General features: G+C 62.3%; 22 protein-coding genes and 2 riboswitches. Of the genes, 13 read left to right on the top strand and 9 right to left on the bottom strand.

Features of this window, described 5'->3' with window-relative positions; all coding sequences use genetic code 11:
* Nucleotides 1–4: 4 nt before the first annotated feature.
* From J5278_RS02240 to epmA, 4 genes are all read right to left on the bottom strand, one after another.
* On the bottom strand, nucleotides 5–1,186 hold the full coding sequence (locus J5278_RS02240) for an acyl-CoA dehydrogenase family protein (RefSeq protein WP_209185318.1): 1,182 nt from the start codon (nucleotides 1,184–1,186) through the stop codon (nucleotides 5–7).
* Nucleotides 1,186–1,437: an acyl carrier protein gene (locus J5278_RS02235; RefSeq protein ID WP_111219575.1), complete on the bottom strand. Its 252-nt coding sequence runs from the start codon at nucleotides 1,435–1,437 to the stop codon at nucleotides 1,186–1,188. The genes J5278_RS02240 and J5278_RS02235 overlap by 1 nt, the downstream gene beginning before the upstream one ends.
* 278 nt (nucleotides 1,438–1,715) lie before the next feature.
* A complete protein-coding gene (locus J5278_RS02230) occupies nucleotides 1,716–2,786 on the bottom strand; it encodes a lysine-2,3-aminomutase-like protein (RefSeq protein WP_142824627.1) in 1,071 nt (356 codons plus the stop codon).
* A complete protein-coding gene (gene epmA, locus J5278_RS02225; protein ID WP_142824626.1) occupies nucleotides 2,783–3,847 on the bottom strand; it encodes an EF-P lysine aminoacylase EpmA in 1,065 nt (354 codons plus the stop codon). The genes J5278_RS02230 and epmA overlap by 4 nt, the downstream gene beginning before the upstream one ends.
* A 150-nt stretch (nucleotides 3,848–3,997) precedes the next feature.
* Between epmA and efp the strand changes: the two genes are divergently transcribed.
* Nucleotides 3,998–4,567, top strand: a complete 570-nt coding sequence (gene efp, locus J5278_RS02220) for an elongation factor P (RefSeq protein WP_142824625.1) — start codon at nucleotides 3,998–4,000, stop codon at nucleotides 4,565–4,567.
* A gap of 86 nt (nucleotides 4,568–4,653) precedes the next feature.
* Here efp and J5278_RS02215 read toward each other — a convergent pair whose 3' ends face one another.
* Nucleotides 4,654–6,525, bottom strand: coding sequence for an ABC transporter ATP-binding protein/permease (locus tag J5278_RS02215; RefSeq protein WP_209185319.1), 1,872 nt, complete (start codon nucleotides 6,523–6,525; stop codon nucleotides 4,654–4,656).
* A gap of 238 nt (nucleotides 6,526–6,763) precedes the next feature.
* Nucleotides 6,764–6,844, top strand: a riboswitch (SAM riboswitch).
* 46 nt (nucleotides 6,845–6,890) lie between these two features.
* Between J5278_RS02215 and metA the strand changes: the two genes are divergently transcribed.
* The 6 genes from metA (at nucleotide 6,891) to J5278_RS02185 (ending at nucleotide 12,740) form a co-directional block, all read left to right on the top strand.
* Nucleotides 6,891–7,814 carry a homoserine O-succinyltransferase gene (gene metA / locus J5278_RS02210; RefSeq protein ID WP_142824623.1) on the top strand — a complete coding sequence of 308 codons (924 nt, stop codon included), beginning with the start codon at nucleotides 6,891–6,893 and terminating at the stop codon, nucleotides 7,812–7,814.
* A 106-nt stretch (nucleotides 7,815–7,920) separates the two neighbouring features.
* The gene (locus J5278_RS02205; RefSeq protein ID WP_219258299.1) at nucleotides 7,921–8,946 is read left to right on the top strand and encodes an aldose epimerase family protein; all 1,026 of its coding nucleotides are present in this window, start codon (nucleotides 7,921–7,923) and stop codon (nucleotides 8,944–8,946) included.
* Nucleotides 8,947–9,035: 89 nt separating this feature from the next.
* Nucleotides 9,036–9,809: a GntR family transcriptional regulator gene (locus J5278_RS02200; protein WP_209185321.1), complete on the top strand. Its 774-nt coding sequence runs from the start codon at nucleotides 9,036–9,038 to the stop codon at nucleotides 9,807–9,809.
* Nucleotides 9,806–10,831 carry an SIS domain-containing protein gene (locus J5278_RS02195; protein ID WP_209185322.1) on the top strand — a complete coding sequence of 342 codons (1,026 nt, stop codon included), beginning with the start codon at nucleotides 9,806–9,808 and terminating at the stop codon, nucleotides 10,829–10,831. Before J5278_RS02200 ends, J5278_RS02195 begins: the two co-directional genes overlap by 4 nt.
* Complete coding sequence (nagA, locus tag J5278_RS02190; RefSeq protein WP_209185323.1) at nucleotides 10,831–12,015, top strand: N-acetylglucosamine-6-phosphate deacetylase; 1,185 nt, start codon at nucleotides 10,831–10,833, stop codon at nucleotides 12,013–12,015. The genes J5278_RS02195 and nagA overlap by 1 nt, the downstream gene beginning before the upstream one ends.
* On the top strand, nucleotides 12,012–12,740 hold the full coding sequence (locus tag J5278_RS02185) for an SIS domain-containing protein (RefSeq protein WP_209185324.1): 729 nt from the start codon (nucleotides 12,012–12,014) through the stop codon (nucleotides 12,738–12,740). Before nagA ends, J5278_RS02185 begins: the two co-directional genes overlap by 4 nt.
* Nucleotides 12,741–12,768: 28 nt before the next feature.
* Here J5278_RS02185 and J5278_RS02180 read toward each other — a convergent pair whose 3' ends face one another.
* The 4 genes from J5278_RS02180 to J5278_RS02165 all read right to left on the bottom strand — a co-directional run bounded on the left by J5278_RS02180 (nucleotide 12,769) and on the right by J5278_RS02165 (nucleotide 16,425).
* Entirely contained in the window at nucleotides 12,769–13,170 is a 402-nt protein-coding gene (locus tag J5278_RS02180; protein ID WP_209185325.1) for a response regulator, read from the bottom strand.
* Nucleotides 13,171–13,347: 177 nt separating this feature from the next.
* The gene (locus J5278_RS02175) at nucleotides 13,348–15,174 is read right to left on the bottom strand and encodes an ABC-F family ATP-binding cassette domain-containing protein (protein WP_209187646.1); all 1,827 of its coding nucleotides are present in this window, start codon (nucleotides 15,172–15,174) and stop codon (nucleotides 13,348–13,350) included.
* A gap of 3 nt (nucleotides 15,175–15,177) precedes the next feature.
* A complete protein-coding gene (locus tag J5278_RS02170) occupies nucleotides 15,178–15,828 on the bottom strand; it encodes a thiamine diphosphokinase (protein WP_209185327.1) in 651 nt (216 codons plus the stop codon).
* Between the two features lie 72 nt (nucleotides 15,829–15,900).
* The gene (locus tag J5278_RS02165; RefSeq protein WP_374108251.1) at nucleotides 15,901–16,425 is read right to left on the bottom strand and encodes a MarR family winged helix-turn-helix transcriptional regulator; all 525 of its coding nucleotides are present in this window, start codon (nucleotides 16,423–16,425) and stop codon (nucleotides 15,901–15,903) included.
* A 113-nt stretch (nucleotides 16,426–16,538) separates the two neighbouring features.
* Here J5278_RS02165 and J5278_RS02160 point away from each other — a divergent pair, with 113 nt between their 5' ends.
* The 6 genes from J5278_RS02160 (at nucleotide 16,539) to J5278_RS02135 (ending at nucleotide 23,760) form a co-directional block, all read left to right on the top strand.
* Nucleotides 16,539–18,080, top strand: a complete 1,542-nt coding sequence (locus J5278_RS02160) for an MDR family MFS transporter (protein ID WP_209185328.1) — start codon at nucleotides 16,539–16,541, stop codon at nucleotides 18,078–18,080.
* Between the two features lie 64 nt (nucleotides 18,081–18,144).
* A riboswitch (TPP riboswitch) is annotated at nucleotides 18,145–18,261 on the top strand.
* Nucleotides 18,262–18,309: 48 nt separating this feature from the next.
* Complete coding sequence (thiB, locus tag J5278_RS02155; RefSeq protein ID WP_209185329.1) at nucleotides 18,310–19,338, top strand: thiamine ABC transporter substrate binding subunit; 1,029 nt, start codon at nucleotides 18,310–18,312, stop codon at nucleotides 19,336–19,338.
* 9 nt (nucleotides 19,339–19,347) lie between these two features.
* Entirely contained in the window at nucleotides 19,348–20,982 is a 1,635-nt protein-coding gene (gene thiP / locus J5278_RS02150; protein WP_209185330.1) for a thiamine/thiamine pyrophosphate ABC transporter permease ThiP, read from the top strand.
* Entirely contained in the window at nucleotides 20,979–21,692 is a 714-nt protein-coding gene (locus J5278_RS02145; RefSeq protein ID WP_209185331.1) for an ATP-binding cassette domain-containing protein, read from the top strand. Before thiP ends, J5278_RS02145 begins: the two co-directional genes overlap by 4 nt.
* Before the next feature lie 292 nt (nucleotides 21,693–21,984).
* Complete coding sequence (locus J5278_RS02140; protein WP_142824610.1) at nucleotides 21,985–23,499, top strand: M48 family metalloprotease; 1,515 nt, start codon at nucleotides 21,985–21,987, stop codon at nucleotides 23,497–23,499.
* 150 nt (nucleotides 23,500–23,649) lie between these two features.
* The gene (locus J5278_RS02135; protein WP_209185332.1) at nucleotides 23,650–23,760 is read left to right on the top strand and encodes an EAL domain-containing protein; all 111 of its coding nucleotides are present in this window, start codon (nucleotides 23,650–23,652) and stop codon (nucleotides 23,758–23,760) included.
* Nucleotides 23,761–24,069: the final 309 nt, after the last annotated feature.

Here is a 24,069-nt window from a genome sequence, read left to right as displayed (position 1 = left end):
GCGATTACCCCAGCAAATTGGTGTCTTGTTTGTGGACCAGCAGCATCGTCGATGTGTTGGCAAGGATGCGGTCGTTCGAGATCATCAGCTGCGCCGAATGCGCGTCGCGCAGGTGGCGGCCGAGGCTGTAGGGCGTACCGTTCTTGTAGCCCATGATGCCGCAGATCAGCATGGCGTGGTTGATGATCGGCAGGATCGCCTCTGAGGAGACGATCTTGACGTTGTTCATCGCCACCGCGAAAGCCATGGAAGACAGGCGGTCGGCATCGAGCTTGGCATCTTCGTAGACTTTCAGCGCAGCGACGACGTTCGACTTGACCATCTGTAGCTGGCCGGAGACCTCTGCCAAACGCAGCGCGCCGGGCGGAGGCGTGCCGGGTGACTTACGGGCCGCAGCGCGCACGAAAGCCTGGGCACGGGCCACCGCATCGGCGGCGATGCCGTACCAGAGCGCGCTCCACAAGAGGTGCGAGGTGGCAAGCATGGACTGCGCGGCAATCTCGGCAAACGGTTTCGGCAGGATCTGGACGGCCGGCGCCTCTCCCTTGAACACGAAGCCATCGGAGCAGGTGCCGCGCATTCCGAGCGTATCCCAGACGGAGGTTCTGTCGAGCGTGTACTGGTCCTTCAGGAAGGCCGTCAGGACCTGGTCAGAAGGCGCCGCATCGGCGTGGGCGCGCGATGTGATGAGGATGGCGTCGGCATGCGCGCCGTAGGAAATGACGGTGGCGTCCTTCTCGAGGAAGCAGCTGTTGCCCTCGACGCGGATGGCGCAAATGCTGTTGCGCATGTTGCCGCCGATGCCGCCTTCGGTCGTGGCAGACGCCAGCAGCAGCTGGTCACGGGCGATACGGCGCATGAAATCGCGATGCCAGTCGCTGCCTTCGCCGTGCTCGACCAGGCTCGACAGCTTGATCTGGTGCATGGCGAAAATCATCGCGGTGGCCGCGCAGGCTTGTCCGAGCACGGTGCACAGCGCGGCGATTTCAGTGATTGTCGCGCTTTCCCCGCCGAGTTCGGTCGGGATCTGGATCGACAGCAGGCGTTCGGCCTTCAGGGCTGTGACGGCCTCGCGCGGAAACCGCGATTCGCAGTCGACGGCATCGGCGTGTGCTGCAGCAATTGCCGCGACGCGGGCGATGCGGGCATTGAGATTGTCCTTCGCTATCGCCACCGCCACGCTCATCAGGCCACCTTTCTGGAGCCGAGGATCGCATCCACCGTGCTGGTGATGGCGCTGATGCTGGCAAAGGATTTACGGTTCAGCAGGTTGTCCGGAAACTCCATGTCGAACGCCTCTTCGAGCCCGAGCATAAGCTGCACGGATGCGAAGGAGGAAAGGCCTGCCGCATAGAGATCGGCGTCGTCGGCAATGCTGTCGACGGGCACTGGAAGGCCCCCGAGCTTGGTGAGCAAACCACGGATTGTCTCGTTCATCCAATCGTCTCCAGGTGTTTTTAGCGGTCGTACCGCCTTATCTGAGGTTGTTTTAGGCGCAAAATTCCAACATACCGCTAAGCCTTCTGGTTAAGGAAAGATGAGCGTTCGCCGGCCATTGTTCATGATCCGGACAGAATGTAATCCGCCGACACACTAATAATATCGGGGGTTGCTTCTCTTAGCGCGGATTGGACCGGGTAGGTAGAGCAACGCTCCTGGATGCGTCCGGAAAATGTGAAGAAGATAAATTTTCGTGAGTCGTCGCGGGATCGCGCCTAGTCAGGCTTACCGCTGCCGGATGGCGGCGGGTAATCGTGCCATTCGCCTCGGAAATCGGAAACCGAATAGCAACCCTCGCCGACATCGCGGATGGCACGCTCGCCGATGACCGCTTTGCCGTAGCCGCCGGGAATATCGAGGATATAGGCCGGCTGGCAGAGACCGGACAAGCGACCGCGCAACTCGGCCACAAGGCGCTGGCCCTCGGCGATGGTCAACCGGAAATGGCTGGTGCCGGGCGCGAGATCGGGATGGTGCAGATAGTAGGGTTTGATCCGCGTTTCCACGAAGGCGCGCATCAGCGCCGCCAGTACCAGGGGATCGTCGTTGACCCCTTTTAAAAGTACGGACTGGCTGACCATGACGATGCCGGCATCGACAAGACGGGCACAGGCGGCGCGTGCGTCCGCCGTCAGTTCGCGCGGGTGGTTGGCATGCAACGCCACATAGACCGTCTTGCCGCTCGCCTTCAGCGCGGCCACAAGCGCTGCGTCGATCTTCTGCGGATCGACGACTGGAACGCGGGTGTGGAAGCGGACGATCTTGACGTGATCGATGGCAGCAAGCCCGGCCAGCAGTTCTTCGAGACGCCGGGGCGACAGAACCAGCGGATCGCCGCCGGTGAGGATCACCTCCCAGATCTCCGGATGGGCGCGGATATAGTCGAAAGCGGCATCGAGTTCGCCGGCATCCAGCGTACCCATACCCTGCGGACCGACCATCTCGCGGCGAAAGCAGAATCGGCAATAGACGGGGCAGACATGCACCGCCTTTAGCAGCACACGGTCGGGATAGCGATGGACGATGCCTGTGACCGGGCTATGGGCCGCATCGCCGATGGGATCGGCACGCTCTTCCGGCGTCACCACCAGCTCTGCCATATCGGGCACGAATTGCCGGGCGATCGGATCATCGGGATCGGTGCGGTCAATCAGTGCGGCAATGGCAGGCGTCAGCGCGATGGCATAACGTTCCGCGACCGCTTCCAGCGACGCCGCGTTTTGCCCATCGACAAGCGATGCCCGCTGGAGATCGTCGACTGTCCTGATCGATCGAATGACGTTCATCTTCCGAACTCCGCAACGGGCGCCCAAAGCACCTGCTCGATGCGGGATGCTCCGGTAGCCAGCATCACCAGCCGGTCGAAACCGAGGGCGATGCCGCTTGCCTCGGGCATGATGGCAAGCGCGTCGAGAAAATCCTCGTCGAGCGGATAGGTTTCGCCGTAGACCCGCGCCTTTTCCGCCATCTCGATCTCGAACCGCCGCCGCTGTTCGACGGCATTGGTGAGTTCGCCGAAGCCATTGGCAAGCTCGACGCCGCAGGCATAGAGTTCGAAGCGCTCGGCGACACGCGGATCCCGCGCCGAGGGCCTGGCAAGAGCGGCCTCGGAGACCGGATATTCGTCAAGGATCGTCGGTCGGCCAAAACCGAGATGCGGTTCGATCTTTTCCACCAGCACCCGGCTGAACATATCCGCCCAGCCATCGTCGCCGGCAACACGCATGCCGAGGCGGTTCATTTCCGCAGCAAGGCAGTCGCGGTCCGTCTGTCCGTCGGCGGCAACCGAGGACAAGAGGTCGATGCCGGCATGCTGCAGGAAGGCCGCCGCAACGCTGATCCGCTCCGGCTCGGCAAAGGGATCGCACTCGGCACCCCGGAACGCCAGCCGCGCAGCCCCCGCGGTTTTCGCCGCCAGTCGCATTATATCGACGCAGTCAGCCATCAGCTGCTCGTAGCCTTCGCCGACCCTGTACCATTCGAGCATGGTGAACTCCGGATGGTGCAAGGGCCCGCGCTCACGGTTGCGATAGACATGGGCAAAGCATGCAATACGTTGTTCGCCCGCGGCCAGCAGCTTCTTGCAGGCAAATTCCGGCGACGTGTGCAGGTAGAAGGGTGCCGCCTGACCGTCGGTCGTCAGGGCTTCTGTAGCGAAAGCATGCAGATGTGCCTCGTTGCCGGGCGATATCTGAAGGGTTGCCGTATCAACCTCGAGGAAGTCGCCGGCTGAAAAAAAACTGCGCAGCGCCGCCTGGATCGCATTGCGGCCGATAAGAAAAGGCCGTCGATCCGCATGGACGCCGGGCGTCCACCAGGGAGATGCTTTTGTCAGGCTGGCGTTCATTCCGCGCTTTCTTTTATAGGATGAGCCGCGACGGGGTGGCTATTTCCACCATTTTAGGTTAGTTGCGCCCCCAAGAAAACATTGCTGCATCAGGGAAACGGGCTCGGTCCGTCCTCTACGATGCAAAAAGCTGCGTTACAAGGAAGTCTTATGGTCAAGGTTATCGCCTCTTCGATCCGCAAGGGCAATGTGCTCGACGTCGACGGCAAGCTCTACGTCGTGCTGACGGCCGCCAATTTCCACCCCGGCAAAGGCACGCCGGTCACCCAGATCGATATGCGCCGGATTTCGGATGGCACGAAGGTTTCCGAGCGCTGGCGCACGACCGAACAAGTCGAGCGCGCCTTCGTCGAGGACGTCAACCATCAGTACCTTTACGAAGACAGCGACGGGTTCCACTTCATGAACCCGCAAAACTACGACCAGGTTACCGTCGATGCCGAAACCATGGGCGACGACAAGGCCTACCTGCAGGAAGGCATGACCTGCATCCTGTCGATGCATGAAGGTATCGCGCTTGCCATCCAGATGCCACGCACTGTGACGCTTGAAATCATGGAGACTGAGCCGGTCGTCAAGGGCCAGACGGCGTCGTCCTCCTACAAGCCAGCCATGCTGTCGAATGGCGTTCGCACCATGGTGCCGCCGCATGTCAATGCCGGCACCCGCGTCGTCATCATGACCGAAGACAATTCCTACGTCGAACGCGCCAAGGACTGATCCCGGACCTGGCACTCCATCTCGATAAAAGGCCCCGAACGCGTGGATTGCGCGTCGGGGCCTTTTTCGTATCCGGGCGAAGTTGTTCAGGCGGGCCGCACCGTCTCCTTGCGGACAATGGGGCGCCGTGCCGGGTTTTGTCCGCGAGCAGCACCCGAGACAGGCTTTGCAGGCGGCGCTGTCGGGTCCGGCGGAACCAGGGCCTGCAGATGCAATACCCGCGGCGACATGAGTTCAAGATAAGCCTCTGAACGGCCGATATAGATCATCGTCGTATCCTTGAGTTCGCCCAGAAGCGCAACCAGGCGCTTCTGGATATCCGGCTCCAGGCCTTCGAGCGTTTCGTCGAGGATCAGCCAGCGCGGCTTGGCGAGCAGGGCATGGGCAAAACCGACGGCCTTCTGTTCGTCGGTATCGAGCATACGATCCCAGCGGGCGTTCGTATCGAGCTTGCCTTTCAGCCTGCCGAGACCGGCTTTTTCAATCGCCATTTCGAGGTCGGAATCCGGGTAGGCATCGCGTGCCTCGGGGAAGGTCATGGCCTCGCGCAGCGTTCCGCTCGGCACATAGGCGGTGTGCGGCATGAACAGCATGTCTTCCGGCGGCGGCAGGTCGATCTCGCCCTTGCCGCAATGCCATTCGCCGGCAAGCGCCTGGAACAACAGCTTGCGGTTCACGCCGTGATCGCCGTTGATCATGATGTGCTCGCCGGCGGTGATCGTCACCGTGCCCTCGCGGATCCGGAAACCGTTCTCGACGATCTCGTCGGACATCTTGGTGGAGACTTCGAGATCCTTCAGCACCATCATGCCAGGCGCGGCGCGGGCGACGTCGATCATGTTGGGCAGGTGGTCCTCGATATCCATCTCGACCACCGCCTCGCGAAAATCGGTAACGCGCATCAGCGTCGCGCGCCACTCGGCGATCGGCCCGAAATTGGCGACATACCAGCGCAGCGCCGTGTTCACCTGGTTGAAAGCGCCAACCACCATCATCAACTGGCCGATGCTGAGGCCGCCCGAGAAGTAGGCTGGCGCCGCCACCAGGATTGGAATGACCAGCACCATCCAGCCGTAGCTCGCAGATACCCAGGTAAGGTTGGTGTTGGCGATGGCCAGCTTGCGGATAACGCCGAGCACCGAGGAAATATCGCCGTTGATGCGGCGACGCTCGTTTTCCTGTCCGCCGGCAATGGTGATCGACGGCATGTACTCGTTGGCGTGCATCAGCGCGAAACGCAGTTCGGCCTCCTTGGAGTAGCGGTCGGCATTGAGCCGCACCAGCTTGCCGCCGACGAACTGGCTGAGGAAAGAAGCCGAGGCCGCATAGATAATCGCCGCCCACACCATGTATCCCGGAATGGAAAAGCTGCTGCCGCGAAAATGGAATATGAAGCCGCTCGACAGCTCCCAGAGCACGCCGATGAAGCTGATCAGCAGGATCGTCGATTGGACGAGGCCGATCGCAAGGCCCGTGGTGCTTTCTGCAAGGTTGCGGGCATCCTCGTGGAGCCGCTGGTCCGGATTGACGCCGATCAGACCAGACGATGCCAGCCGTAAGGCCCGCTTGCCCTTCAGCCACTGGTCGACCAGGTCGCGCGCCAGGCCCTCGCGCATGTAGAGCGCCGCCATCTGGTTCAGCCAGGCCTGGATGACGTTGAGGACTAGCAGGGTGCCGGCGATCATGCCGAAGACACCAAGCTGCTTCACGAATTCGTTGAGGTCGCGTCGCGCCAGCGAATCGTAGAACGGCGCATTCCATTCGTTCAGGAGAACCTGCACATAAGCTGTCACGAGAATGATGACGAACAGCGACACCACGAGCGATATGAGCCTGACGCGCACTGGCGAATGCCAGAACGCCGAAAGCATCATCCTCAACCTGTACAGCACACTCAAGTCGTATCCGACGCGCGCATCGCCCTGGACGCTGGGCTTCTCTGTAGTATCAACGGCCATTAAAAAATCCTGATCCTCATCCCTCAGATAGTCATGGCCATCGCACATGTCCATCCATGCGAGCCCGAAGCGCGTAGCGCCAGCGATCCCTGGCCTGGAACCGCCCTCCTCGCCATCAGCTTGCGCTTCAAACCTTATGAAAGCCTTATACGCCCGAATGCCGCTGCAGGTTCACCACGCCGCGCCGCGCATTTACCAACCGGCGATTGATGTTGATTCGAAACCTGTCCAGCGCTATTTAACATCGCGTGGTGATTTGGCCGGCCGGCTTGCAGCCACGTTAAACAAGTCGCTAAATCAGGGCCGCATGCGGACCGGTAGCGATTCGTTTTTTCGCCGCCGGTTTAGTTGATCGAGTAACGCGCATGCCCATTAAGATCCCCGATACACTGCCCGCCTTCGATACCCTCGTCAAAGAGGGCGTGCGGGTGATGACAGAGACGATGGCCGTCCGTCAGGATATCCGTCCGCTGCAGATCGGGCTGCTCAACCTGATGCCCAACAAGATCAAGACCGAAATCCAGATGGCGCGCCTCGTAGGCGCCTCGCCGCTGCAGGTCGAGTTCTCGCTGATCCGCATCGGCGGGCACAAGGCGAAGAACACTTCCGAGGAGCATCTGCTGTCGTTCTACGAGACCTGGGAGGAGATCAGACATCGCAAGTTCGACGGCTTCATCATCACCGGTGCGCCGATCGAGTTGCTCGACTTCGAGGAAGTCACCTACTGGGACGAAATGCGCCAGATCCTCGACTGGACGACCACCAACGTTCATTCGACGCTGAACGTCTGCTGGGGTGCGATGGCGGCGATCTACCATTTTCACGGCGTGCCGAAGCATCTGCTGAAGGAAAAGGCGTTCGGTGTCTACCGGCACCAGAACCTGAACCCGTCCTCGGTCTATCTCAACGGCTTTTCCGACGACTTCGGCGTGCCCGTGTCGCGCTGGACCGAAGTCCGCCGCAAGGATGTCGAAACCGTCCCTGGCTTGGAAATCCTGATGGAATCGCCGGAAATGGGCATTTGCCTGGTGCATGAGAAGACGGCAAGGCGGCTCTACATGTTCAACCACGTCGAATACGATTCAACGTCGCTGGCAGACGAATATTTCCGGGACGTCGATGCCGGCATCCCGATCAAGATGCCGCACGACTATTTCCCGCACAACGATCCGTCCCTGACGCCGCCCAACCGCTGGCGCAGCCACGCTCATCTGTTCGTCGGCAACTGGATCAACGAGATCTACCAGACGACACCCTACGACATGGCCGACATCGGCTTGCAGAAATAGCCGCGTCGCCGGGACGCAGGACTGATTCCGCCGGCAGGCGGGTTGCGGATAGTGGCGAATGGAGGCAGGGTCGGCGCCTCGCACTAGAGACGAATGGGATGAGGACATGACGGACAGCACTTTGCAGCGCGAAGTTTTCGGCAAGACTGCGGCCGGCGAGACGGTACACCGCGTCAAGATCACGGGCGGCGGGCTGACTGCCCATGTCATCAGCTGGGGAGCAGTGATCCAGGATCTCCGACTTGAAAACCACACGCCGGCCCTGACGCTCGGCTTCGACAACTTCGAAAGCTACGAAAAGCACTCCGCCTATTTCGGCGCAACGCCCGGCCGCTGCGCCAACCGCATCGCCGACGGCAGGTTCACGCTCGACGGCAAGACGTACCAGCTGGACCTGAACGAGAACGGCGTAACCCATCTGCACGGCGGCTTCGACAATATCGCCCTGCGCAACTGGACGATCGTCGAGCATGCCGCCGACCGCGTCGTCCTCAAGATCGTCGATCCCGATGGCCGCAGCGGCTATCCCGGCAACTGCACGATCCAGGCGACCTACTGGGTCCACGGCAATGGCGAGCTGTCGGTAATCTACGAGACCACGACAGACCAGCCGACCATCGCCAATGTCTGCCAGCACGCCTACTTCAACCTCGATGGCCGCGACGATGCGCTCGACCACGACATCATGATCGCAGCCGACCACTACCTGCCGACCGATGCGCGGCAGATCCCGACCGGCGAGATCGCCCCCGTCGCCGGCACGCCCTTCGACCTGAGAGAAATGGGCCCGATAAAGCGCTTCGTCGACGGTGAACAGGTACTATACGACCACAATTTCTGTCTATCGCAGGAGCGCACGGCCAAGCGCGCCGTTGTTCTCGCCCGCAGCATCAATTCCGGCGTAACGCTCGAAGTGCGCACGACGGAACCGGGCGTCCAACTCTACGCCGGCTTCAAGCTCGACGTCCCAGTCCCCGGCATTGACGGCAAGATGATGGGTCCGTTCGCCGGTTTCTGCCTGGAGACGCAGATCTGGCCCGACGCCATCAACCAGCCGGGCTTTTCCTCCGCAGCGCTCCATCCCGGCGAAGTCCTGCGCCAGGAAACGGACTACATTTTCACGAAGAACTAAGCGCACGGCCTCCGCCGGTCGCAGGCTAAGCGACCGGCGCCCAAGAGATACCTTGCAAAGTGGTTCTACATAGGTTCTAATCCGAACCCATGGATAGAACCAGTTTGATTTCCGAACTGAACGGGCGCGGCTTGCGGGATGCGGCAGCGAGCGGGCCGCTTTACAGGCGTCTGGCAATGGCGCTGACCGGGCTTATTCAAGAAGGACTGTTGAAACCGGGCACTGCATTGCCGGCCGAGCGCGATCTCGCCGAAGGACTGCAGCTCGGCCGTGTCACCGTGCGCACCGCCTATCGCGACCTGCTGACGGCAGGCACTCTGGAGTCGCGGCACGGCAGCGGTACTTTCGTCTCCCAGAAGGTCGAGCGGATGGAACAGTCGCTCTGGCGCCTCTCCTCCTTCTCCGCCGATATGCGCTCGCGCGGTCGCTCGCCGGCGGCAAAAATCCTGTCCCGGAGCGTTTCCATGCCGACGCCCGAGGAGACCTTCCTGCTCGGCCTCGGCGTCGACGAACCGGTGCTGCGGCTCGACCGGTTGCGGCTGGCCGACGGACTGCCGCTCGCCATCGAGCGCGCCGTCGTCCCGACCCAGTTCCTGGCCGAGGACGCAGCCGGCGAGAGCTCGCTTTACGATGCCCTGACCGCCAACGGGTTCCGCCCGGTTCATGCCCTGCAGCGGCTGACCGCAGTCACCCTCGACCCATCCTCGGCTGCCACGCTTGACGTCAAGCCCGGAGCCCCGGCGCTGCTGATAGAGCGCATCTCGCGCCTGGCTGACCAGCGGGTCGTCGAATACACCAGATCGCATTATCGCGGCGACGCCTATGATTTCGTCGCAGAACTGAAAATTGGAGATGACCTATGACGCAATCCTTGATGCTGACCGAGGCCGGCCAGTCGCCCGATGCCGTGGCGACCTTGCTGGAGAAGGAAAAGCCGGTCTTCGCCGAAATCGCCAAGCTGTTTGCTGTGGCCAGACCCACCGTCGTCACCACGGCGGCGCGCGGCTCGTCGGACCATGCTGCAACCTTCTTCAAGTATCTGTTCGAGATCTCCTGCGGCGTCCCCGTCGCCTCGATCGGCCCGTCGATCGCCTCGGTCTACAATGCGCCGCTGCATCTGAAGGGTGGCATCCATTTCACCGTGTCGCAGTCCGGCGGCAGCCCCGATATCATCGCCCTGCAGGCCGCCGCCAAGAAGGGCGGAGCAACGACGATCGCCGTCGTCAACGTCACCGACAGCTCACTGGCGCGGCAAGCCGATATCGTCCTCGACCTGCATGCGGGCCCTGAGAAAAGCGTCGCCGCAACGAAATCCTTCATCACCGCCGTCGCTGCCCTGTCGGGCGTTACCGCTGCCGTCTCCGGCAATAGCGCACTGCAGGATGGCCTTTCACGACTGCCCCAGGCATTGGCAGCCACCGATGGCATCGATAGCGCTGCCGCCGAGGAGGTGCTGTTCGGAGCCAGCTCGCTCTACACCGGCGGTCGTGGCCCGGCCTTCGCCATCGCGCTGGAATCGGCCCTGAAGGCCAAGGAGACGTCGGGCCTGCACGCCGAGGCCTTCTCGCTCGCCGAATTGATGCACGGCCCGATGCGGCTGGTTCAGCCCGGCTTCCCGGTCGTTGCCTTCGCCCCGGACGACGCCGCGTTTGCCAACAACGCCCAGGCTCTGGAGCGCCTTCAGAAACTCGGCGCCACCGCCGTGTCTTTCTCGACCACCCCGCTGCCGGGTATCAACCTGACAATGCCCTCGACCGGAAACGGCCTCATCGACCCGACGGTCTCCCTGCTCTGCTACTATCGGATGATCGAGCGAGTGACGCGCCGCAAGGGTTTCGATCCCGATAAGCCGGCTAATCTTCTCAAGGTGACGGAGACGATGTGATGGACTACACGGTCTTTACCGGCGCCCGCATCTTCGACGGCGACCGCTTTCACGACGACAGCGCGCTTGTTGTCGGCGATGGCCGGGTGCAGGCGATCGCCGCCCGCAACAGCCTGCCGGAGGGCGGCGTACGTGTGGAACTCGAGGGCGGCGTGCTGGCACCCGGCTTCATCGACGCACAGGTGAACGGCGGCGGCGGCCGGTTGCTGAATGAAGATCCGTCGCCGACCTCCATGTACACCATTGCCGAGGGCCATCGTCGCTACGGCACGACCTCCCTGCTGCCGACCCTGATCACCGATATCGCCGCTGCCACGACCCGGGCAATCGAAGCTGCCATCGAGGCTGTCAAAGCCGACCGTGGTGTCGTCGGCCTGCACCTCGAGGGCCCTCACCTGTCGCCGGCGCGCAAGGGCGCCCACCTGCCGGAACTGATGCGACCGGTGGAAGACGGCGACGTTGCGACCTTCATCCGTGCCCGTGAGGCAATCGGCACGCTGCTGGTCACCATCGCCGCCGAGCAGGTGACGCCCCGCCAGGTGCAGGCGCTGAACGAGGGCGGCGTCATCGTCAGCCTCGGTCATTCCGATTGCACGGCCGACGCTGCGGACGCCCTTTTCGATGCCGGCGCCCGTGGCGTCACCCATCTCTACAATGCCATGAGCCAGCTCGGCCATCGCAGCCCGGGTCTGGTCGGCGCGGCGCTCGATCATCCCCGTACGTGGTGCGGCATGATTGCCGATGGTCACCATGTCGATCCCCGTGCCTTGCGCGTTGCCCTGCGCGCCAAGCGCGGCGAGGGCAAGCTGTTCTTCGTCACCGATGCCATGTCGCTGGTGGGTTCCGATGCCGACAGCTTCGAGCTGAACGGCCGCACCGTCTACCGCGAGAAGGGCGGCTTCTGCTCGAAGGTGGTACTGGCCGACGGCACGCTGGCCGGCTCCGATGTCGACATGGCCTCGACCGTGCGCTACGGCGTCGGCATGCTGGAACTGCCGCTTGCCGAAGCGCTGCGCATGGCGACATCCTACCCGGCCCGTTTCCTGCGCCTGACTGACCGGGGTCACCTGTCGCCGGGTGCGCGTGCCGACCTCGTGCACATCAACGACGACATCGAGGCGACCGCCACCTGGACAGCCGGTGCTGCGAAGTCTGTCGGGACAGGCCCGGAGACATCGGTATGACCGCGATCACGGATGCGTATTTTCTGGAGGTGATCGAAAGGCTCGGCGCCCTGCGCCAGTCTTTGGCCGAGCCGATGGCAAGGGCTGCTGCCGTTATCTGCGAGGCGGCGCGCAGCGACCACCGGGTTTATCTGTTCGGGACAGGCCACTCTCACATGCTGGCAGAAGAGGTGCATTATCGCGCCGGCGGACTGGCGATTACCGTTCCGGTCCTGGTCGGCTCGGCGATGCTGTATGAAGGTGCTGTCATAAGCTCGATCTACGAGCGCACCCCGGGGCTGGTTCGACCGGTGCTGGAACGCTACCGGATGGAGCGTGGCGACGTGCTGGTCATCGCTTCCAATTCGGGCGTCAATGCCGCGCCGACGGAAGCCGCCGACTACGGCCGGGAAATCGGCACCACCGTCATCGCCATTACATCGCTCGCCTATTCGGCAGCCATCGCCAACGGTCGCAGGCGCCTTGCCGATATCGCAGACATCGTCTTTGATAACGGTCTTCCCCCCGGCGATGCGCTGGTCGATTTGCCCGGCACCGACCTCAAGGTGGGGCCGGCATCGACTGCCATCGGCGCGACACTTCTAAATGCAATTTTTGCTGAAGTTGCTTCACAGCTGTCAGTAGATGGCGATCCGCCGGTCTACCGCAGCGCGAACATGCCGGGAGCGAAGGATATCAACCAGCGCCTAGTAGACATCTACAGGCCGCGGAACCCGCATCTTTGATGATGCAGGCAGGCAGTTGACCGGTCGCTCAGGCGGCAAAGACTTCCATGTCACGGGGAACGGCGGCCAGTTGGCCGGTCAGCCGTCCCAATGCGTATTTCAGAGCTTGGGCCACCATTCCAGGCTGCACGGGCTTGCGCAGGACACCGAGTGTTCCCTGGATCCCGCCCGACACGACCTCGGGGTTTGCCGTCATGAAAACGACGGCTATACCAAATTGCTCCGCCAGCATGCGGCCAATCGCCGGACCCGTTGGCCCGTCGGAAAGATTGACGTCGACGAGGGCGATATCAGCATGGGGTGCCGCCGCCAGCGCCCGCGCCATCGTGTTGGCAATGGCTGCGACTTGCAGTCCATTGCTTTCCACCATGTCTTCGAGATCGAGTGCGATCAGCAGCTCGTCTTCGACAATCAGCACTTTCCTGTCCATCGTCATATCCTTGAAGCCAGGTGGGGCGCATCAGGCCAGCACCTGAGGCTTGCAAAAGCAATACACACTACCTCCACGTACCCACTTGAATGGTCGGATCAGACGAATGTTCCACGCGGAGACAAGAAATTTTCCTGCTACGGTTTCTTGACCATGAAATTGACGCCTTTGCTGGTCTCAGGAGCCCATCTGTTCGCGAATCGTCTCGAGCTCCAGCCATTCCTCCTCCATTTTCGTCACCTTGCCGCGCAGCTTCTCGACTTCCTTTGCGAGAGCATTGAACGTTGCCGGATCCTTGGAAAACAGCTTGGGGTCAGACATTTTCAGTTCGCGGGCAGCAATTTCAGCCTCCGCCTTGGCGATTTCCTTCGGAATATTCTCAAGCGCATAGGTCTGCTTGAACGACATCTTGGCCTTGCCCTTGACGCCGCCCTGGTTACCGGCGTTCGATCCGCCGCCCCGGGCTTTCTCGGCCTTTGCAGCCTTACGAAGCTCGTCGGCAACGCCCTTGCGCTGTATCAACATGTCGGAATAACCGCCGGCATATTCGATCCACCGGCCATCGGGCGCGTCAGGATTCATCGGCGCGATGGTCGAGGTAACGGTACGGTCGAGGAAGTCGCGGTCATGGCTGACGAGAATGACGGTGCCGGCAAAGCTGGCAACGGTTTCCTGCAGCAGATCAAGCGTCTCGATGTCGAGGTCGTTGGTCGGTTCGTCGAGGATGAGGAGATTGGTCGGACGCGACAGGATACGGGCGAGCATCAGGCGGGCGCGTTCACCGCCCGACAATTTGCGGATCGGCGTGCGGGCCTGTTCCGGCGCAAACAGGAAGTCCTTCATGTAGCCCGTGACGTGGCGCTGCTCGCCATTGACGATCAGGCTTTCGCCACGCCCGTCGGTCAGGTAATGGGCCAGCGTCTCCTCGGGATCGAGGTCCTCGCGCTTCTGGTCGAGCGTGGCAATCTCGAGATTGGTGCCGAGCTTCAGCTTGCCGCTGTCCGGCTTCAACTGGCCGGTCAACATCTTCAGCAGCGTTGTCTTGCCGGCGCCGTTCGGACCCACGAGACCGATGCAATCGCCGCGATGAACGCGGATCGAGAACGGTGCAACGATGGTCCGCTCACCATAGGCCTTGGTGATCAGTTCCGCCTCGATAACAAGCTTGCCGGATTCCTGGACGTCGGAGATGTTGGCGTTGACCGAGCCCTGCGGGCCCTTGTGGCCGCGATAATCGGCGCGCATCGTCTGCAGATCGCCGAGGCGGCGCATGTTGCGCTTGCGGCGGGCGGTGACGCCGTAGCGCAGCCAGTGCTCTTCGCGCTCGATCTGCTTGCCGAGCTTGTGCTGCTCCAGCTCTTCCTGCTCAAGCACCGTGTCACGCCAGGCCTCGAAGAAACCAAAGCCCTTGTCGAGGCGACGCGAGGTACCGCGGTCGAGCCAGACGGTGGCTGTCGAGACTTTCTCGAGAAAGCGCCGGTCATGCGAAATAACAACGATGGCGCTGCGGGTCTTCTGTAGCTCGCCTTCCAGCCACTCGATGGTCGGCAGGTCGAGATGGTTGGTCGGTTCGTCCAGCAACAGGATGTCCGGCTCCGGCGCGAGCACCCGGGCGAGTGCGGCGCGGCGCGCTTCTCCGCCCGACAGGCTTTGCGGGTCTTCGTCGCCGGTGAGCCCCAGATGCGACAACAGGTAGGTCAGGCGATAGGGATCGTCCCCCGGCGTCAGCCCGGCCTCGGCATAGGCGAGAACGGTCTTGTGATCGCCAAAATCGGGCGCCTGCTCGAGATAGCGGATCGTCGACGAGGGATGCCGGAAGATCTCGCCGGATTGCGCTTCGACCATACCGGCGGCAATCTTCAGCAGCGTCGACTTGCCGGAACCGTTGCGACCGACCAGCGAGATCTTGTCGCCGGGCTCGACCTGGAAATTGGCACCGGCCAGAAGCGGTGCACCGCCGAAGGAGAGAAAGATGTCATCGAGTTTCAGAATAGGGGGGGCCAAGGGTCAGACTCCGGAAAGGTCATAGGGGCGGGCAAGGACGATGGCCCTGCCGCTCGAAAGGGAAAAGCGCACGATACCCTGCGCAACGTTGGAAATGGTGCGGGAGGCACCGAACGGCAAATGGAAACCGGCAAGCGGATAGCGGGCGTTGTCAATAGACAGGCCATCGAGCGCGCTGAAGCCGGACACAGAAAACAGGCTGCCGGCGGGAAGATCTATCTCCATGGCACCGGCGATCAGCGGCACGGCCTCCTCCTCGCCGGAGGTCAACAGCATCGAGAACCCCTGCTCCGCCAGGCTGACGCCGTAGAGAAGCAACGCCAGTGCATGGTCGGACCGCTCGCCTCCGAGCGCGCCGGCAAGCACCAGGCGACGGGCACCGCGACGGATTGCCTCCTCGATGGCAATCTCGCCATCCGTCTGGGCCTTGGCGGCAGGATAAGGCTGCCGGGGCACATTCGGAAAGGCCTCGCCGAGGTCGGCCGGGCTCGAATCGAAATCGCCGACCCACAGTTCCGGTACCACACCAAGCGCCTGCGCATGCCGCATGCCGCCATCGGCGGCGATGAAGCGACTGCCGGCGACTGCCGCCTGAAGCCGCTCCGTCAGATGCAGCGCTCCGCCGAGCAGGATCGTGAAGGTGGATGAACTCATGGGCCAAGCCCATAGCGCAAAGACCGGTCGATAGGGAAGAGCGACAGTCTGTCATCCGTCAAATGGGCGCCTTTAGGTATCCGAATCCCGGTAGCGCACCCGAAACGCATCCTCGAAGCCACCGATAAACTGATCGAAAAGGCGCGAAAAGGTCTGCATGTCGTCCTCGGACCAATCGGCAACGATATCCCCGATGAGCGCCCGCTTCTGTGCCTGCACCTCTGCAAGCAGCCGCTGGCCGAGCGCGCTCATCACCACGACGATGCGCCTTGCGTCCGCCTGCGATGCCTTGCGGCGCAGGACGCCACGCGTCACCATCTCGGCAACGATACGACTGGCCCGTGACGGATCGATGCGCAGGATCTCGGCAACCGCGCCGACCGTCACCTCGCCCCCCGCCTCCGCCCGTCTGATCGCGTCGAGCACGTCGAGATGCGAGAGCTCCAGGTCCGGCGCCACGTTCTGGATTGCCAGCCGGCTGATCATCCGGCGTCCGGTCATCAGCCGCATCCGCGTCATCACCTGTCCGATATGCTGGATATACGCCTCCTGCGCATCCATCGAAACCGGTTCGTCTGTCTTCAAGGTTACTGTCATTCCGCCACGGTAACAGATCATCGCGAAAAGTTGAATATGCAGAATGCATTCAAATGCGCTTGACAGATATATGCTATCAGCACATATAACGGCCACTCTGGATAGGAAGCCCCATGGATATGCACCTGCCGTCTGCGCCCCTTGTGGCGGATCCCCGTCGCCGGCTGATACTCTATCTGTTCCTGATGGTTGCCATGTTCATGGCGATGCTCGACAACCAGATCGTCTCGACCGCGCTCCCGACCATCGTCGGCGAATTCGGCCATCTCGAGCGTTTCGGCTGGATCGGCTCTGCCTATCTCCTCTCGCTGAGCGCCGTCATGCCGGTCTACGGCAAGCTGGGCGACCTTTTCGGCCGCAAATACGTGATGATCACCGCGATCGCCATCTTCACCGTCGGCTCCGCCATTTGCGGTCTTGCCGTGTCGATGAACACGCTGATTGCTGCCCGCGTCCTTCAAGGCCTTGGCGGCGGCGGTATCCTCGTATCGATCTTCTCGATCAACGCCGACCTGTTCGAGCCTCGAGAGAGAGCCCGCTACCAGAGCTATTCCAGCCTGGTCCTGATGGCATCAGGCGCCATCGGCCCGGTGCTCGGCGGCACGATGAGCGACCTGTTCGGCTGGCGCTCGATCTTTCTCGTCAACATACCGATCGGCTTCATCGTCCTTGCCGGCCTCATCACCATGCTCCCCTACCGGAAACCCGCCCGCAAGCCGCAGATCGACTATGCCGGCGCAATCGTGCTGGCGATGACGACCACCTGCATCGTGCTTGCCGCTGACGGTACCCAGCTGTTCGGATCGCTGCTGTCCCCGGCAGTTCTCGCTATTATCGCATTCGGCATCGTCTGCGCCATTTCCTGGGTCTTCATCGAGCGCCGCGCCCCGGAGCCGATCGTGCCGATGCAGTTGTTCCGCAATCCGACCTTCGGGCTGTTGCTGATCACCTCGCTCACCAGCGGCGCCATCGCCATCGGAATGGTCAACTATTTCGCGCTATTCCTGCAGACGACCACTGGCCTTTCGCCCTCGGTTGCCGGCCTGTTGTTCATTCTCCTGACCGGCGGCATCGTCTGTGGCTCGCTGTCGGCGGGACGGCTTATCTCGGCCACCGGGCGCTACAAGCCCTTCGCCATCGGCAGTGCGGCCTGCAGCATGATTGCCTTTGCGGCCCTGTCGCAAGTCCATGCCGGCACGCCGGTTTATCTGATCGGCGGCCTGATGCTGCTGCATGGCATTGGCATCGGGCTTGCCCAGCAGGTGCCGGTCATCGGCATCCAGAACGCAGCCTCTAGCCGCGATATCGGAGCAGCCACCGGCGCCGTCACGCTGTCGCGCATGGGCGGCGCCTCGATCGCCATCTCCATCTACGGCGCCATCATCGGCTCCCGCCTGCTGCATGTCGGCCTGTCGATCCCCGGCGTCAGCAATATCGAGGAAGTCACGCCGAAGATGATGGCGGCCTTGCCGGCTGCCACGCGCGAAGCCGTGGCCGAAGCCTACGCTGCCGCCTTCAACCCGCTGTTCCTGACGGCGTCGGGCATCTGCCTTGTCGGCCTGGTCACCGCACTTTGCCTTAAGAACGTCCAGCTACCGGGCGCAACCATTGCCAAGACGATCGACCCTGCGGCTGCAGCCCACGTCGCGGATTGATAAAGCTGGGCTTCGCGCGTGTCGGGGCCCCTTGCCATCCACCCCTCCCGCCGCTACATCTTTCCTCGCTCTAACGGGGTGCCTCATGTCCATCCGGACATCTGGCTGAGAGGCTTTCACCAGCCAACCCGCGGAACCTGATCCGGTTAACACCGGCGGAGGGATTAGACGCGCGAAATCAACAGCGCCTATTCTCCGTTTTAACGCGAACCAAGGAGGAGGCGCTTCGATGCCCACCCGATCTCTGACGACATTTATGGCTGGCCTTGTTCTGGCGGCCGGCACGACACTTCTGACCGCTCATGCCAGCCAGGCAGCAGACAAGACACTGACCGTCTATACCTACGAGAGTTTCACCGCCGACTGGGGCCCCGGCCCCAAGGTCAAGGCGGCGTTCGAAAAGACCTGCGGCTGCACCGTCAACTATGTCGCCGTCACCGATGGCGTCGCGCTCCTGTCGCGCCTGAAACTCGAGGGCAAGGACACCAAGGCGGACGTGGTTCTAGGTCTCGACACCAATCTCGTTGATGAAGCCAGGGATACCGGTCTGTTCGAGCCCGCCGGCATCGACACGACGGCCGTGAAGCTGCCGGGCGACTTCAAGGACGACGTCTTCGTTCCCTACGATTACGGGCATTTCGCAGTGGTCTACGACACGCAGGTCATCAAGAACCCGCCGAAGAGCATGAAGGAACTGGTTGAGGGAGACCCGTCGCAGAAGATCGTCATCGAGGATCCGCGTACCTCGACGCCGGGCCTGGGCCTGCTGCTTTGGGTGAAGTCGGTTTATGGCGACAAGTCTGCGGAAGCATGGAAAAAGCTCAAGGGCCGCATCCTGACCGTCACGCCTGGCTGGTCGGAAGCCTATGACCTGTTCACCAAGGGCGAAGCGCCGATGGTGCTCTCCTACACGACGTCGCCAGCCTATCACATGATCGCCGACAAGACCGACCGCTACCAGGCGGCATCCTTCTCGGAAGGCCACTACATCCAGATCGAGGTAGCAGGCCTGACGAAAACCTCTGCCAACAAGGATCTGGCGCGCGACTTCCTGAAATTCATGATCACACCCGTTTTTCAAGACATCATCCCGACCAACAACTGGATGATGCCGGTCGCCGCCACCTCGGAGCCGCTGCCGGATGCTTTCGGCAAGCTCGTCGTACCCACCAAGACGTTCCTGATGAGCCCCGCCGAAGTCGACAAGAACCGCAAGGCCTGGATCGACGAATGGCTGGCCGCCACCAGCGGCAACTGATCGAGCCCTATGCTGACGAAATCCGAGCGAGCGAAAGCACTGACCGGCGGGGCTATCAGCCTCGCCGGCATTCTGCTGTTCGTCGGCCTTGCTGTCGGCGCACTGCTCGCCGCCGGCATCGAGACGCAAGGCAACGCTCCTCTGCTCGATCCCTATATCCTGCGGGTCCTGCGGTTCACCTTGTTGCAGGCGACGCTCTCGACGGTGTTGTCGGTAACGCTTGCCATCCCCGTGGCGCGTGCCTTGGCCCGACAACGGAACTTTCCCGGCCGCCTCTGGCTGATCCGCCTCATGGCCGTGCCGATGGGGCTTCCGGTGCTGATCGGCGCCATGGGGCTTCTGGGCATCTGGGGCCGACAGGGCATCGTCAACGACGCCCTGCAGACGCTTGGCCTCGCACAACCGGTCAGCATTTATGGGCTTTCCGGCATTCTCGTAGCCCATGTGTTTTTCAACCTGCCGCTCGCCGTCAGGCTGATGCTGCCGGGCCTCGAGCGCGTGCCGCCGGAATACTGGTTGATGGCATCCGGCCTTGGCATGCGTCCGGGCGCCGTATTCCGCTTCATCGAATGGCCTGTGCTGCGGGCACTCATCCCCGGTATCGCCGGCCTCATCTTCATGCTCTGTGCCACCAGTTTTACCCTGGTCCTGATGCTCGGCGGCGGACCGGCGGCCACGACAATCGAAGTTGCCATCTATCAGGCGCTGCGGTTCGACTTCGACCCCGGCCGTGCCGTTGCACTGGCCTTGCTGCAGGTTGCGATGACCGGCGCCGTGCTTGCCGTGATGGCGCTGCTGCCGGCGCCGGACGATCCGGGCCCCGCAACCGGCAGGGCGCCACGCCGCCTCGACGGGCGGCAGCGTCTGGCGCAACTGTCCGACGGCGCGGTGATCGCGACTGTTGCGCTGTTCATCGTGCTGCCGCTGGTGTCCGTCGCGGTGGCAGGCATGGAGGCCAACCTCGGCGGGCTCGCCAGCCAGCCGGTCTTCCTGCAGGCGCTGCTGACCAGCCTTGCCATCGCGCTTTCCGCCGGCCTGCTCGCTGTCATCCTCTCGCTGGCAATCGTGCGAGCCCGCTATGCCATCTCGTCGGTGCGAAAAGGCACGACAGGCCTCCGCGCCTTTTCGGCGACGCTCGGTGCCGCCTCATCGCTTGTCCTCTTGGCGCCGCCGATCGTGCTGGCGACCGGATGGTTCATGGCGCTGCGTCCCTTCGGAGATCCGACGCGGTTTGCGGCCACCCTCATCGTCTGCATCAACATGCTGATGGCGCTACCCTTCGTCATCCGCGTCGTCGAACCGGCCTTTGCCATTCACACCGCCCGCACCGGTCGGCTGGCAGCAAGTCTCGGTCTCACGGGCTTTTCCCGCTTGCGCCACGTAGACTGGCCCGGGCTGCGCAAGCCGCTGTTTACGGCACTGTCCTTCGCCATGGCGCTGTCGCTTGGCGACCTCGGTGCGGTGGCGCTTTTCGGCTCCGGCAATATCGTCACCCTGCCATGGCTGGTCTATAGCCGGCTCGGCAGCTATCGTACCAACGACGCAGATGGCTATGCGCTGCTGCTGGGCCTGCTTTGCCTCGCATTGACGGTGGCCGGAACCGCAGGCCAGGCATCCAGGGCCGAGAAAGGCGGCAGGCTGTGAACTCTCTCCCCGATCTTATCCTGTCGGACGTGCGGTTGCGGCTGGGCGGCCACGATTTCCGCTTCCAGTGCACCCTTCCCGCCGGCAAGATCATTGCCGTCACCGGCCCGTCGGGCGCCGGCAAATCGACCTTTCTCAATCTGCTGGCCGGCTTCGAGACGCCGGATAGCGGCAGTATCATGCTGAACGACACCGATGTCACCGCGATGAGCCCAGCCGAGCGGCCCGTGTCGCTGGTGTTCCAAGATAACAACCTATTTGCCCATCTCGACCTCTTCACCAATATCGGTCTTGGGCTGAGCCCATCGCTGCGGCTCAGCACCGACGATCGCCGGCTGATCTCGGATGCCCTCGCACGCGTCGGTCTCAAGGGCTTCGAAAAGCGGATGCCGGGCACTCTGTCCGGCGGCGAACGGCAGCGCGCAGCCTTTGCTCGGGCGCTGATCCGCGACCGGCCGATCCTGCTGCTGGACGAACCTTTTGCATCCCTAGACCCCAGCCTTCGCGCCGGCATGGCCGACCTGCTGAAGGAGTTGCACCGCGAGACCGGCAACACGGTGTTGATCGTCTCCCACGATCCGCGCGAAGTGCGTCAGCTTGCCGACCATGCGGTGTTCATCGATGCCGGCGAAATCCGCCTGACAGCCCCGATAGATGGCTTTCTCGAGGCACTCGGCCTGCCCGCTTTGCAGCGCTTTTTGCAGATTTGAGGCCATGATCGCGCCGCGGCACGACTTTTGCCGCAATTTCGGTGTTGCACGACAATGTAATCTCGAACCGATGCTTGCCAAAATGCAACGACGCCACAATTAAGCAGAGTCTCGCTATGCAACTAAGGCCTAAATCAGTTAGAGCAGTGGGAGCAGACCATCGACAAATGCGGCGCGAAAGCGCGGATGGATCTAAACCTCGAGCATGTGGGACGACGATCAGCGCGATCTTGCGACCTGCCGACATTAAGACACGACAAGCGGAACTGAAGTCCTGAAGCAGCCCGAGCGCATGGAACGAACGAGGACACGCTTGCGCCCTTCCAGGCTGCGCGGCGCTGCTACGTCGTGCCGGCGCTACGTCCTGCTGCTGGCAGCAGCGACAGTGCTGAATAGCTGCCAGTCGCTGATGGACCAGACGTACCAGCCAAACGTCTCGCCATCGGCCAATCCGCAGATCGTCTCGGAAGTCCAGAAGAACGATCCCCGCGCCCAGATGGGCGCACGCGAGCATCCCCGCATCGTTGCCAGCTATGGCGGCGAATACAAGGATGCAAAGACCGAGCGGCTTGTGGCCCGCATTGCCGGCGCCCTCACCAGCGTCTCGGAAAATCCGCTACAATCCTACCGCATCACCATTCTGAACTCGCCGGCTATTAACGCCTTCGCCCTACCGGGCGGCTACCTATACGTCACCCGTGGCCTGCTGGCGCTCGCCAACGATGCTTCTGAAGTGGCGGCCGTGCTTGCCCACGAGATGGCCCACGTGACCGCCAATCACGGCATCGAGCGGCAGAAGCGCGAAGAGGCTGAGGTCATCGCCAGCCGCGTCGTCGGCGAGGTTCTTTCCAGCGACATCGCCGGCAAGCAGGCATTGGCGCGCGGCAAGCTGCGTCTGGCTGCATTCTCGCGCCAGCAGGAATTGCAAGCCGACGAGATCGGCATTCGCACGCTCGGCCAGGCCGGATACGACCCCTACGCCGCCGCCCGCTTCCTGGATTCGATGGAAGCCTACAGTCGCTACCAGTCGGCAAACTCCGACGCCGACCAGAGCCTCGACTTCCTATCGAGCCATCCGAGCACGCCGCAGCGCATCGATCTTGCGCGCGAGCATGCCCGCGAGTTCGGCGAGCAGGGCAAGGTCGGAGACACCGGCCGCGACTATTATCTCAACGGTATCGATGGGCTGCTCTATGGCGACAGCCCGGAAGAAGGTTACGTTCGTGGCCAGGTGTTCCTGCACGGTGGCCTCGGTATCCGTTTCGAGGTGCCGCCGGAATTCCGCATCGACAACAAGGTCGAGGCAGTGCTGGCGACCGGCCCCGGCGACATAGCCGTCCGCTTCGATGGCGTCGCCGACACGCAGAACCAGTCGCTGACCAATTATATCTCGAGCGGATGGGTCACCGGCTTGGATCCGGCAACCATCAAGCCGATGGTCGTAAACGGCATGGAGGCGGCAACGGCACGGGCATCGGCCGACCGTTGGGATTTCGACGTGACCGTCATTCGCGACAAGTCGCAGATATTTCGTTTCCTGACCGCAGTTCCCAAGGGCAGCGCAGCACTGGAGCAGACGGCTGATGTCCTTCGCGCCAGCTTCCGCCACATCACACCGGCCGAAGCCGCATCGCTGAAACCGCTGCGTGTCCGCGTCCTCACCGTCCAGCCGGGCGACAACATCACGACGCTCGCCTCCCGCATGATGGGGACCGACCGCAAGCTTGACCTCTTCAAGCTGATCAATGCGCTCCAGACAGGCTCATCCGTCTCTCCCGGCGACCGCGTCAAGATCATCGCCGAATAGCGTCACCGTCGCGCCCGACCGCATCTTGCACGTGCGTGATCCTCGCTTGTTCGATGAAATTTCCTCCACCATCGCGCGGTCCGGTTTCGCCTTTCATCGTGCGCATATCGAATTACCGAAAGCGTCCTGATCGAAGATCAGGAACTCGCTTTGGATAGTAGCCGGCAGTTCAAGAGTGCAGGCTTCGGGATTGCCCTCGATGACTTCGGAACCGGCTTCTCCAGCCTCACCCGTCTCGACGCTTTGCCGTCGACAAGCTGAAGATCAATGCCGGTTTCGTAAAGACGATGGACGTCCATGCCGGGAGCCACAAGATCGTGGCGGCCGTTATCGGATTGGGGCAAAGCCTCGGCATGGCAGCCGTTGCCGAAGATGGGGGGTGAGATAAGCGTGATGCCCAATGCCATATTGCAGCTGTTCAAGTCGTAGACCGTCAGCGGCCTGGGCATCCACCGCCAAAAAAATGTTGCGATGCCCGATGAAGGTTGAGTTGCCTTTCAAGCAGTGCCCGAAGCGCAGCGCTCCCCATTGCCGGCGGGACAATGGGGAGCGCTTTGGTATTCATATCGC

Origin of the sequence: Rhizobium sp. B21/90, from assembly GCF_019355815.1 — a bacterium.
GTDB classification, from domain to species: Bacteria; Pseudomonadota; Alphaproteobacteria; order Rhizobiales; family Rhizobiaceae; genus Rhizobium; species Rhizobium rhododendri.
This window is presented reverse-complemented; position numbering and strand designations above follow the sequence as displayed.

What these genes read in the sequence shown, in the direction of transcription:
- J5278_RS02240 (WP_209185318.1), bottom strand. Translation starts at nt 1,186, where the DNA reads ATGAGCGTGGCGGTGGCGATAGCGAAGGACAATCTCAATGCCCGCATC.
- J5278_RS02235 (WP_111219575.1), bottom strand. Translation starts at nt 1,437, where the DNA reads ATGAACGAGACAATCCGTGGTTTGCTCACCAAGCTCGGGGGCCTTCCA.
- J5278_RS02230 (WP_142824627.1), bottom strand. Translation starts at nt 2,786, where the DNA reads ATGAACGTCATTCGATCGATCAGGACAGTCGACGATCTCCAGCGGGCA.
- epmA (WP_142824626.1), bottom strand. Translation starts at nt 3,847, where the DNA reads ATGAACGCCAGCCTGACAAAAGCATCTCCCTGGTGGACGCCCGGCGTC.
- efp (WP_142824625.1), top strand. Translation starts at nt 3,998, where the DNA reads ATGGTCAAGGTTATCGCCTCTTCGATCCGCAAGGGCAATGTGCTCGAC.
- J5278_RS02215 (WP_209185319.1), bottom strand. Translation starts at nt 6,525, where the DNA reads ATGGCCGTTGATACTACAGAGAAGCCCAGCGTCCAGGGCGATGCGCGC.
- metA (WP_142824623.1), top strand. Translation starts at nt 6,891, where the DNA reads ATGCCCATTAAGATCCCCGATACACTGCCCGCCTTCGATACCCTCGTC.
- J5278_RS02205 (WP_219258299.1), top strand. Translation starts at nt 7,921, where the DNA reads ATGACGGACAGCACTTTGCAGCGCGAAGTTTTCGGCAAGACTGCGGCC.
- J5278_RS02200 (WP_209185321.1), top strand. Translation starts at nt 9,036, where the DNA reads ATGGATAGAACCAGTTTGATTTCCGAACTGAACGGGCGCGGCTTGCGG.
- J5278_RS02195 (WP_209185322.1), top strand. Translation starts at nt 9,806, where the DNA reads ATGACGCAATCCTTGATGCTGACCGAGGCCGGCCAGTCGCCCGATGCC.
- nagA (WP_209185323.1), top strand. Translation starts at nt 10,831, where the DNA reads ATGGACTACACGGTCTTTACCGGCGCCCGCATCTTCGACGGCGACCGC.
- J5278_RS02185 (WP_209185324.1), top strand. Translation starts at nt 12,012, where the DNA reads ATGACCGCGATCACGGATGCGTATTTTCTGGAGGTGATCGAAAGGCTC.
- J5278_RS02180 (WP_209185325.1), bottom strand. Translation starts at nt 13,170, where the DNA reads ATGGACAGGAAAGTGCTGATTGTCGAAGACGAGCTGCTGATCGCACTC.
- J5278_RS02170 (WP_209185327.1), bottom strand. Translation starts at nt 15,828, where the DNA reads ATGAGTTCATCCACCTTCACGATCCTGCTCGGCGGAGCGCTGCATCTG.
- J5278_RS02165 (WP_374108251.1), bottom strand. Translation starts at nt 16,425, where the DNA reads ATGACAGTAACCTTGAAGACAGACGAACCGGTTTCGATGGATGCGCAG.
- J5278_RS02160 (WP_209185328.1), top strand. Translation starts at nt 16,539, where the DNA reads ATGGATATGCACCTGCCGTCTGCGCCCCTTGTGGCGGATCCCCGTCGC.
- thiB (WP_209185329.1), top strand. Translation starts at nt 18,310, where the DNA reads ATGCCCACCCGATCTCTGACGACATTTATGGCTGGCCTTGTTCTGGCG.
- thiP (WP_209185330.1), top strand. Translation starts at nt 19,348, where the DNA reads ATGCTGACGAAATCCGAGCGAGCGAAAGCACTGACCGGCGGGGCTATC.
- J5278_RS02140 (WP_142824610.1), top strand. Translation starts at nt 21,985, where the DNA reads ATGGAACGAACGAGGACACGCTTGCGCCCTTCCAGGCTGCGCGGCGCT.